Annotated in this window: 11 protein-coding genes; 3 read left to right on the top strand and 8 right to left on the bottom strand. The window is 55.7% G+C overall.

All coding sequences use genetic code 11. From position 1 onward, the window contains the following. The 3 genes from Q0P52_RS10160 to Q0P52_RS10150 form a co-directional block, all read right to left on the bottom strand. The coding region (locus Q0P52_RS10160; protein WP_293761478.1) for a recombinase family protein at positions 1 to 1,636 on the bottom strand (1,636 nt) is incomplete at its 3' end. A 62-nt stretch (positions 1,637 to 1,698) separates the two neighbouring features. Then, positions 1,699 to 1,851 carry a hypothetical protein gene (locus Q0P52_RS10155; RefSeq protein WP_293761475.1) on the bottom strand — a complete coding sequence of 51 codons (153 nt, stop codon included), beginning with the start codon at positions 1,849 to 1,851 and terminating at the stop codon, positions 1,699 to 1,701. After that, positions 1,848 to 2,948 carry a phage/plasmid replication protein gene (locus Q0P52_RS10150; RefSeq protein ID WP_293813706.1) on the bottom strand — a complete coding sequence of 367 codons (1,101 nt, stop codon included), beginning with the start codon at positions 2,946 to 2,948 and terminating at the stop codon, positions 1,848 to 1,850. The genes Q0P52_RS10155 and Q0P52_RS10150 overlap by 4 nt, the downstream gene beginning before the upstream one ends. Positions 2,949 to 3,357: 409 nt before the next feature. On the opposite strand from Q0P52_RS10150, the gene Q0P52_RS10145 reads away from it, so the two are divergent. Beyond that, positions 3,358 to 4,059: an HNH endonuclease signature motif containing protein gene (locus Q0P52_RS10145; RefSeq protein WP_293761469.1), complete on the top strand. Its 702-nt coding sequence runs from the start codon at positions 3,358 to 3,360 to the stop codon at positions 4,057 to 4,059. A gap of 183 nt (positions 4,060 to 4,242) precedes the next feature. Here the strand turns inward: Q0P52_RS10145 and Q0P52_RS10140 are convergent, their stop codons facing one another. The 4 genes from Q0P52_RS10140 to coq7 form a co-directional block, all read right to left on the bottom strand. Next, a complete protein-coding gene (locus tag Q0P52_RS10140) occupies positions 4,243 to 4,713 on the bottom strand; it encodes a RidA family protein (protein ID WP_293761467.1) in 471 nt (156 codons plus the stop codon). Positions 4,714 to 4,827: 114 nt separating this feature from the next. Then, positions 4,828 to 5,574, bottom strand: a complete 747-nt coding sequence (locus Q0P52_RS10135; RefSeq protein ID WP_293813705.1) for a methyl-accepting chemotaxis protein — start codon at positions 5,572 to 5,574, stop codon at positions 4,828 to 4,830. Positions 5,575 to 5,586: 12 nt separating this feature from the next. After that, positions 5,587 to 6,090 (bottom strand): MCP four helix bundle domain-containing protein, encoded by a 504-nt coding sequence (locus Q0P52_RS10130; protein ID WP_293761462.1) that lies wholly within the window; start codon positions 6,088 to 6,090, stop codon positions 5,587 to 5,589. 250 nt (positions 6,091 to 6,340) lie between these two features. Beyond that, positions 6,341 to 6,964 (bottom strand): 2-polyprenyl-3-methyl-6-methoxy-1,4-benzoquinone monooxygenase, encoded by a 624-nt coding sequence (gene coq7 / locus Q0P52_RS10125; protein ID WP_293761460.1) that lies wholly within the window; start codon positions 6,962 to 6,964, stop codon positions 6,341 to 6,343. Between the two features lie 213 nt (positions 6,965 to 7,177). Here coq7 and ppa point away from each other — a divergent pair, with 213 nt between their 5' ends. Both ppa and Q0P52_RS10115 read left to right on the top strand, forming a co-directional pair. Continuing rightward, positions 7,178 to 7,705: an inorganic diphosphatase gene (ppa, locus tag Q0P52_RS10120; RefSeq protein WP_293761453.1), complete on the top strand. Its 528-nt coding sequence runs from the start codon at positions 7,178 to 7,180 to the stop codon at positions 7,703 to 7,705. Between the two features lie 198 nt (positions 7,706 to 7,903). Beyond that, positions 7,904 to 8,620 (top strand): hypothetical protein, encoded by a 717-nt coding sequence (locus Q0P52_RS10115; RefSeq protein WP_293761450.1) that lies wholly within the window; start codon positions 7,904 to 7,906, stop codon positions 8,618 to 8,620. A gap of 47 nt (positions 8,621 to 8,667) precedes the next feature. Here the strand turns inward: Q0P52_RS10115 and Q0P52_RS10110 are convergent, their stop codons facing one another. Beyond that, on the bottom strand, positions 8,668 to 9,243 hold the full coding sequence (locus Q0P52_RS10110; protein ID WP_293761447.1) for a phasin family protein: 576 nt from the start codon (positions 9,241 to 9,243) through the stop codon (positions 8,668 to 8,670). Between the last annotated feature and the right edge of the window lie 323 nt (positions 9,244 to 9,566).

Here is a 9,566-nt window from a genome sequence, read left to right as displayed (position 1 = left end):
AGAACACCGCCCTTTCACGGCGGTAGCCGGGGTTCGATTCCCCGTGGGGACGCCAAACACGTATGAAGGAAGGCACTGATTCGTCGGTGCCTTTTTTCATTTCCAGCACCGTCTGCGCCAGCCCCTCGTAGCTGCCGCTGGCCACCGCCTCTCCATCCCTGATCCTGATCTCATCTAGCAAGATACGCAGGTACTGCTTGGCAAACACCTTGTCGCCCCGCAACTTGTTGCGCAGCACCTGACAGAACACCTCGATCTGCTTGGTTGTGATCTTCTCAACCGGCACGCTTTGCTCTTGTCGAACACCGGATAGTTCGACCAGCTGCGCCTCACGCTCTGACTTTAGCCTCCCAAGACGCATGGTAATGGTTGGATCATTGGCAGCCAGTGCGCCCGTTTCAATTGCATCCAGCAAGCGTGCCTGTCTCATCTCGATATCAGCAAGTGACTTTTGCACGATGGCCAACTTGTCCTGTTGCTGTGCTTTGCGGCTACTCAGTTGCTTGCGCCACTCCAGCAACAGACCTGCGATTCGTTCCGGCACCAGCCAATATTCCGAGAAGTAACCCAGGACAACATCGTCAAGCTTTTCCATTGGCAAACTCTTGCTAGGGCAAATCGTCGTCTGTTTGTTTCGGCGATTAGTACACATGTAGTACCGATACCGCCCGCCCTTGCCGGTAATGATGGTCATTGAAGCCCCGCAATGCCCACATCGTAGCAACCCGGTCAGCAAGGTTTCGCTGGTAACCAACCTTGGTGCCACCTTTTCGGGCGCGCGAGCGCTGCGCAGCGCTCGCACGTCCTCAAAGGTAGCTCGATCAATAATTGCGTCGATATCGAGCCTGACCCATTCGCTGCGTGGGTTTTCCTTACGCGTCTTGGAGTTCGTCACATTGAAGTAGTGCTCTCCCGCATAAGTCGTGCTCGACAACACCGAATACACTTGCTGCATGCGCCACGGTCGGCCACGCATCAGCAAACCATGACTAGTCAGATAACCTGCTATGGCTTTCAGTCCCATCGGCTTGCCATGATCACCATGCAAGTACAGGTCATAAATGCGGCGCACCAGACTGGCCTCTGACTCATTGATCGCCAGCCTTTTCTTCTTCCTACCACGACCAGTTGAGGCTTCGGCCTCGACAACCTTGTAACCGAATGGCGGCATCGAGCCGTTAAAGAAACCTTGCCGGGCATTCTCCTGCATGGCACGCAGGGTATGTTTGGCGTTTTCCTTGCTCTGGTACTCATCAAACACATTGAAAATCTTGCGAGCCATTTCACCTGCAGGATCATTGCTGGTTTGCTGGGTAATCGAGATGATCTTGACCCCACGCTTGTTTAGCTGGCGCTCGTAGAGTCCAAAACTGAGCGCATCGCGAAAGAAGCGTGACAAGCTGTGGACGATGATCGCCTCAAAGGGGGCTGGCGATAGTGCTGCATCGCTCAGCATCTGCTGAAGGACTGGGCGACGGTCATCAGTCGCGGATGCACCCGGTTCGATATATTCCTGACTGATGACATAACCCTGCCGTTGACACCAATCGCGCATCTGGCGCAGCTGGTCGGGAATGGACAGGTCTTTCTCGGCTTGGCGGGTGGTGGACACACGTGCATATAGTGCAACGGCCATACATACCTCATCTGGAGCAGTCCGCCTTCGGCAGCAATGACTACCGAAGGCGTGGGTAGGTGTTACGCTTCTTCGATGGATTGCAGAAGGGCGGGAAGCAAGTCCGGTAGATAAACCGTCCATTGCCTCAATTCCGCCTCATGCAATTCCGCATTGACCTGCCGCCCATACAGAATCACTTCATGACAGGGGCGATGCTGTTTGCTGTTGCTCATAGCCCCAACCTCATGTCATTGATACGCTTTTCAACGTCAGATTTCCATGTTGGTGCATCATGAATGCGGTACACCAAGCGACCAATCCGCTCCAGTGTCTCATCCAGGTCGATGAAGTCGCGCCGCTGCTGAATGCACTCGATAGCAGCCACTCGCTTGGCGTAGCCATACAGGCTGATGCCTACACGCATCAGACGCTCTTGCAAGACAGCTGCCGCATCAATTTCCCGGTACACCCCCAGCCCTTCAAGCGCATCAATCTGGGTCAGCAAATCTGTCCATAGCGGGTGCAGTGGCCAGCGAGAACGATTACTGTCTTGGTTTGGCCTGCTAATGGAGTCGTGCTCAGCGGCTAGATAACGCAGGCAATCAGCCTGCCGTTCAAACAGGTCATCCATGGTACGGATGCCAAAGCGCTTGAGCAGCGCCTTGCGCACCTGCCACTCGATCCGCCATACCCCAGCCTCAACACCCCACAGCGGGAAGAACCATACTTTGTCACTCTGCTGGGCAATCTCGCTGATCTTGTCATACACCCGCAGCATTACATCGCCTTTGCCGAATGAGAATGTCTGCTCGGTGCCATTTTCGCGGTATTGGCTGTCTTTGCCTGCCAGACTGACAAATGAGGCCAAGTCAAAGTCGCGCTCTGGCAGGTGATAGTCAAAGGTGAAATCCACGCGTGACAGTGATGGTGGTTTGACACTGACTAGTCCCACCTCGTCAACCCACTGCATGAAGCGCTGATGCAATGCTTGCGTGCCGTACTGCCATAAGGCCTGGCTGCGGAAGGTGACGAAAAAGGAAGGATTGTTGAACTCGCCGCATTCAATTCGTAACTCTGCATTCTCCAGCACAAAGGGATAGCCCGATCCACTGCCATACGCTTGCAGCTTGAAGGCTTGGCTGCCGTAACGCAGCACAACGCCTTCGCGCTGCTTCGCATGGCGCAGACGCTCCTTGTGCAAGGCGATCTCGGAGAAATCCACAATGCAGTGCACGCCGCGTGCAAGGTAATAGGCGCACTGCACCGTATCGTGACCAAACAGCAAGAAGCGGAAGTCCGCCCGTGTCTGGGCAAGCGCATCAATAGACATGATGAACTCCATTCAGGATGGAATGGAGCAGGCCACCGTTAGCGGAGGATCAACCCCATTCCCGATTTGTAAAAAGGAAAAGTGGTCATGGCGGCTCGATCAGTAGGTATGTATGACATCGCGGCGTGAACCGTGGCTATATCGGAGGTCTTCAGGTGCCAGCTGTGGGCTTTCCTGGCCTCGGCCATCTCGGTTGCGAAGGAGACTGTGGCTCGAAGTATCAATGTAAGGCCGTTGACTGCTACCAACGATAGCAGCGATCATTGCATAGTACAAGGGCATTTTGTTGTGTATAGTCGTAGCCCCCCGTGTTACAAAAACGGGTTGGTTCTTAGAAATATATTAAGTAGCGTAGAAATGAATTTGTGATGATGTACATGTCGCATTTCAAATAGATATCGGGAAAATCGTGATACAAATCATTGCAGGGTTGATTGTGTTGCTTTTAGGAGTAAAATTATTTGCGGGCTTTGCATTTTTATCAACCCAGTTTGCTGATAAATTTCTTCCTAAGAATACCCAAGCCAGACGTTTCGCACCAGTTATTCTTACTTTAGCGATAATTGCAATCAGCCACCTTATTGCGAATTCATCAATGATCAGCTTTTGGTGGATAGTCATATCATTTTTATGTTTAACAGGTTTTGTTGGTATTTTAAGAATTTACTCATTAGAAAGAGCCGAGCTGGCAGCTAATCAACTTAAAGCTCTTAAGAATATTCAACGTGCAAAAGATATTTATCAGCAATATGAAACATCACCATCTCTTCTAAACAATCCTAGCTTTTATGCTGAGTTTAAACAACACTGGAATTGGTCCAGAATTAGAGCTGATGTTATCAGCGCTTGGCGACAAGGTGATAAGCGATGCAATGGGTGTGGCACTCTTATCCGAGGAAAGCGAATTCATGTTGATCATATTAAACCGCGCTCTAAGCACCCTAATATCAGATATCTTAAAAGCAACCTTCAGGTGTTGTGTGATCGATGCAATATTCACAAGAACGACTATGATGGGGATGATTGGCGAGAAGTTGTTGTAGCCAGAAAAAAAGCCCATGAAAAGCGACGTCGAATTCGCAGTAAACGTAAAAATTTCACTAATGAGTAGGCTGTATTCCGAAAGCCAATTGTTCAATTTATTCATTTAAAAAATCACACAAGCTTGAAATTTTGACTCAATTGGTTTTTCCTCTGACTATAAAGGTATTAAGCCATTGCCCACTTTCATCCTCTCTGGCACGCCAGGATTCAAGAAAAAAGCACTGCTTCGGCAGTGCTTTTTTCATTCCCGCTACGCCGCTTTCGCCTGCAATTCAATCTCCACTGTCGCCCCCTTCGGCAGTTGCGCCACGCCCACCGAGGTGCGCGCGTGCAGCCCCGCCTCGCCCAGCACAGCCACCAGCAGGTCTGAGGCCGCATCCGCCACCTCGCTTTGCTGGCCAAAGCCGTCCGCTGAGCGCACAAACACTGTCAGCCGCACGATGCGGGCCAACTGTTCCAAGGTACCCAGCTCTTTGCGTAACAGTGCCAGGCAACGCACGGCGCTGATGGCGGCACCGCGACGCGCCTGCTCAATACTGGCTTCGGCGCCGGCCGCGCCGGTCGCCACCACCATCTCGCCGATGCGCGGCACTTGCCCGCTGACAAATAGCCAGTCACCGTCCCGCAGCACCGGCAGGTAATGGCCGCCAATGCGGATTTCCGCCTCGATATCAAACCCCAGGCTTTGCGCCGCCAGCCGTAATTTCTCGTCTCTGCTCACCCTTGCGCCTCCAGGCTATAAAAAAACCACCCTCATGGGTGGCTTTCATTATTCCTGTGAATGCCGGTTTATCGCCAGCTGCGTCTTACAGGCGTTAGCGCGCCATCGCTTTGCTCATCCCCTGCACCGCCGTGTCCAGATGATTGGCGGTATTCGCGTTTTCCTGCGCCGCCACGCTGGATTGATTGGCCATCTGAGCGATGCGCTCCACTTGCCAGCTATGGCGTTGCAGGCGCGGCCTTGCTCACGGATGGCCTCGGCAATTTCCATCACCATGCTCATGGCCGCGCCGGATGAATGCTCGATCAGCCCCACCGCCCTTATGGCTTCGTCAGAACGTTCCACACCTGAATCCACCAGTTGCAGGGCTTCGCCCATCTTGGATGTGGTTTGACGCGAAGTATCGTTGATGCCGCGAATCACCTGATCGATCTCGCCGGTCAGTACGGCGGTTCTTTCGGCCAACTTGCGCACCTCGTCCACCACTACCGCAAAACCGCGGCTCATTTCGCCGGCTCGAGCGGCTTCAATGGTGGCGTTGAGCGCCAGATTGCTCGTATAGTTGGCCACCTGCGCGCAAGACTCGTTGATGCCGACGAGGCTGTGGCGAATGCGCTCCACCAGGGCATTGAATGCCGTAGCGGTGCCGCCGATTGCGTCTTTGGCGTTGTAAACCGGCATGGTCAGGGTGAAGTCCAGCCTCTCGCCAATCCGGTTCATCACGCCGTGCAGTTCTTGCAAGGGTTTGACGATGTAGGCGTATGCGCGCCAACCGCTGAACAGCAGCACCAGCGACAGCAATACGCTGATGCCGACCCTGATATTGCGCGAGGCGGCAAACTGCGCATGCGCGTCGACCACCTCTTTGTCCACTTAGCGCTTGTTGTAATCAATGTGGGCAAGGATATTGGTCCGCAGCGCATCGCCGGCCGGCGTGACACTGTCGGTGCGCAGCTTGCGCGCTCCTTTCAGATCATTGCGTGCGGCAGCGTCGAGCATCGGGGTCTGCGCGTCGTGGTATTGATCCAGCAATTGCAAATCCTTGTTGTTCAGGCCGCGATCCTCATCATCGTTGATCATGCCAGCGTAAGCGCCTATGGCCTGCTTGGCCGCATCATAGCTGGCTTTGACATCCGCCTGCGCCGCCTTGCGATCGCCGTCGCGGGTAGAGGTAAGTGCATGCAAACCCGTCAGCCGCAGGCCATATACCGCATCACTGAACCTGCCCAATGTGATAAGTCTGGGGTAGTCGCTCATAGCGAAGTTCTGCGCCATGACGGCCAGCCTGAACTGGCTGTACAAACCATTGGCAGCCAGGCCGATCAAGGCCAGAACAGCCAGAGCAATCTGGAAGAGGATGCGTTTGGATACGGTCATGGCCGACTCCCGCAGGAGGTCTGTGTCATGCCTGTTGCATCATCCAAATTCCATGAAGCAAGACCACTGAAATGAAGTTGTTATTTCAAATTTTATTTTTGAAAACATGTCTCAATAACAGCTTTATGCACAAGGTTTTTTATCCAAATGCTCAGCCATCGGCATGAACAGAGCCGCGCCCTATCCTAGACATAAAAAAATGCCGCCCCATAAGGGCGGCATTTGTACTAGGTAAATCTACAAACAGAGCTCAAAGACGATAAGTGCTGGCCGTCATTGCCTTGGCGCTTAATGTCATCAAGCGTTTGATTGGTTTTGGTAATGATGCCGCGCCAAAATTGTGCGCCATATCGGCGTGACGCAGCTCGTCGTCGCGCATTTGCTGGACAATGGCGCGACTTTTGGCGTCCTGCTCCGGCAACTGGCGCAGGTGGCTGTCCAGATGGGCCCCCACCTGATGTTCGGTTTCTTCCAGGAAACCAAGGTTCCACTTGTCCCCCAACACGCCGGCGGTGATGCCGATAGCCAGCGAACCGGTGTACCACAAGGGCCCAAGCAAGGTGGGACGGCCGCCCAGTTCACGGATGCGCCGCTCGGTCCAAGCCAGATGCTCCACTTCTTCCTGCGCGGCTTCGCGCAACTTGTCGCGGGCAGCCTCGTCGCGGGCAGTCAACGCCTGCCCTTGGTACAGCGCCTGAGCGCAAATCTCGCCGCAATGGTTGACTCGCATCAGCCCCAGCGCATGCCGCTTTTCCGCCGGACTCAGCTCGGCGTCGGCCACGCCGGCATCGGGATGCGCGCGCTGGCTGTGCGCCTGCGCGAAAAGAGTGCGCAGGCCTTTGTCGAATTCGGTGATAAGCGTGTCGAAGGTCATGTTGCGGCCATGTATGCAAACAGAGGCTGGGATTATACCTTGCGCCGCACAAGCGGGCAGCTGCTGATATAATCGACGGCTTGAGAGCGGCTAACAAAACCCGGCGCCAAGCGCGTCCACAAGACAAGGCTCGTCCGGTTTTGTTAGCGGCTCTTGTTGTCTCGCTGCAATTTACTTCGCCTCAATTACCATCACACCATAAGGATCAGCCTGATGAACCTGGCAAGCATCGGCCCGGGCAAAGACATGCCGGGCGACTTTAACGTCGTCATCGAAATCTCCGCCAACGCCGCTCCCATCAAGTACGAATTCGACAAGGACTGGAACACGCTGGTGGTTGACCGCTTCATGGGCACTTCCATGATGTATCCGGCCAACTACGGTTTTGTGCCGCAAACCCTGGCCGGCGACGGCGATCCGGTTGACGTGCTGGTAGTGACCCCGTTCCCGCTGCCGCCGGGCGTGGTGGTGCGCTGTCGCGCTCTGGGCCTGATCAAGATGGAAGACGACGGCGGCGTGGACGCCAAACTGGTAGCCGTGCCGGTGGAAAAGCTGTGCCCGATGTACAAGTCCATCCAGAAGCTGGAAGACCTGCCGGAACTGCTGCGCGCGCAGATGGTGCATTTCTTCGAGCACTACAAGGATCTGGAAAAGGGCAAGTGGGTCAAGATCCAGGGCTGGGGCACGCTGGAAGACGCCAAGACCGAACTGGTGGAAGGCATTGCCCGCTTCGGCAAGTAAGCCTTCGGCCAACCTTGTCGCACATACGCCGGAGTCGCTGCTCCGGCGTTTTTGTTTGTTCACGCCGCGCACCATGCGCAAAACCGTCAACTTGTGGAAAAATTCCTGCAGGGTGGATGCTTCAGCATCACAATGAAACGTCCCGCCATATCTCCAACGCGGCCTTGAGCGCCGCATCAATCGACAGCGACCACATTCATGTACCGGCTTCTGGGCGACGCCCCCCACCTCGACTGGATACTGCAGCGCTTGCAGTCATCCGGCCTGCTTGCCGAGCGTTGCGCGCCGGCGGCGGGGTGGCCCTTGGCCGACGCCTGCGGCGTGCAGTGTGATGAAGGCTGGCTGGACATGGCGCAGGACGGCTGGGATGCGCTTGACCAGCGCGTTGCCGCGCTATCCGGCATGGCGGTGGTGGAAGTATCAGGCTGGTGGCTGCCGCAAGGCGGCGCACAGGGTTTCATGTTGCTCACCGGCGGCCCGCTGCCGCTGCCTGCGCAAGCTCGCGCACTCCTAGACGCCTGCGCCCCGGCGCAAAACGCCTGGCTGCACTGCGGCCCCTTGGGCAGTGCCCGCTTTACCCGTTACGTGATGGATGCCTTGCTCTCGGGCTGGCGCACGGTCTCGCCAGAGCAGGCAGCCCCCTCGGCGCTGCAATGGGAAAGTCGCCTGCAAGCGCAATGGGAGCTGCTCGACAAACTGCGGCAGCTGGCGCAAGCCTACCTGGCGCGCCAGCATCTGGCCGCGCCCGACCCGGCATCGCTGCTGGCGGCGCTGCGCGAACCGGCAACCCGCGACGGCCACTTTGCTGCGCAACTGGCCGGGCTGGTAGTGCTGATGGCGCAAGAGAGCGCGCAGGCCAAGCCCTTGCTGGAACAGCTGCTTGCACACTGGCCCGCCCAGACCGGCGCACAATAAAAAACCCGCCTGACGGCGGGTTTTTTCATGACAGCAGCGGCTTCGAATCAGGCGGAAGCGGCAGTGGATGCAGCAGGCTTTTTGCGGCTGACAGCGGCTACGCTGGCCTTGGCTTGGCTGCTGGCGGCTTCAACGCTGGCTTCAGCGATCTCGGCGCTTACCTTTTTGGCGGTCTTGGAGACGCTTTCGAAGGCGGCATTGGAAGTGTTCACGAACGTTTTCAGCGCGGAAACAGCCACGTCGGAACCAGCGGGAGCATTCTTGGACAGACGGTCCAGACCAGCCAGCAGCTGCTTGTTGCCTTCGGCCAACTGCTCTTCAACAAAGGAAGTCAGTTCGGTCTGGGTGGCAACAGCGGCATCGTAAATGTCGCGGGCCACGCCGAAAGCCTGGTCAAGGCTGGGCTGGGTCAGGCTGGTTTGCAATTCGGCGAAGGCTTTCGGATCCTTCACGTCGGCCAGAGCCTTGAAACTCTTGGCGTTGTTGTCCAGCAGCTTGCGGGTCAGTTCAAGCTGCAGGTTGGCGAAGCGCTCGGCGCCGGCCAGTACGATGGAGGACAGGCGAACGGCTTTGTCGAATTGCGCCTGGCCGAGAGCAGTAAATTCTTGGGTGCTGGTAAACATGTAAAACTCCTGGGAATTATGTTGGACAACTCAGCTTCGTCACAAACAAACCGGACCAATCGCCGATTGCTGCATAGCAACAATTGCTATTCAAACAGAAACCATCTGCGAGGTCAACTCAATGCTGCACTGCACAATCTCGTAAGCCGCTATTTCTTTGGCCTTTTTACAACAGCAACATTCCATTTACATGACAAACCAGGGCATCCGCCCCTCGCTACTCGCCTGTGCCGTTTTTTTGCAACGCAACAGGCTTGTTTCCGATTTTGTCCAGCCCCGGTTCAGCGCCATTGAAAGGGGGGCGGCAAGCCAGTACACTCGCG

This window comes from uncultured Aquitalea sp. (assembly GCF_945957525.1).
Classification (GTDB): Bacteria; Pseudomonadota; Gammaproteobacteria; order Burkholderiales; family Chromobacteriaceae; genus Aquitalea.
This window is presented reverse-complemented; position numbering and strand designations above follow the sequence as displayed.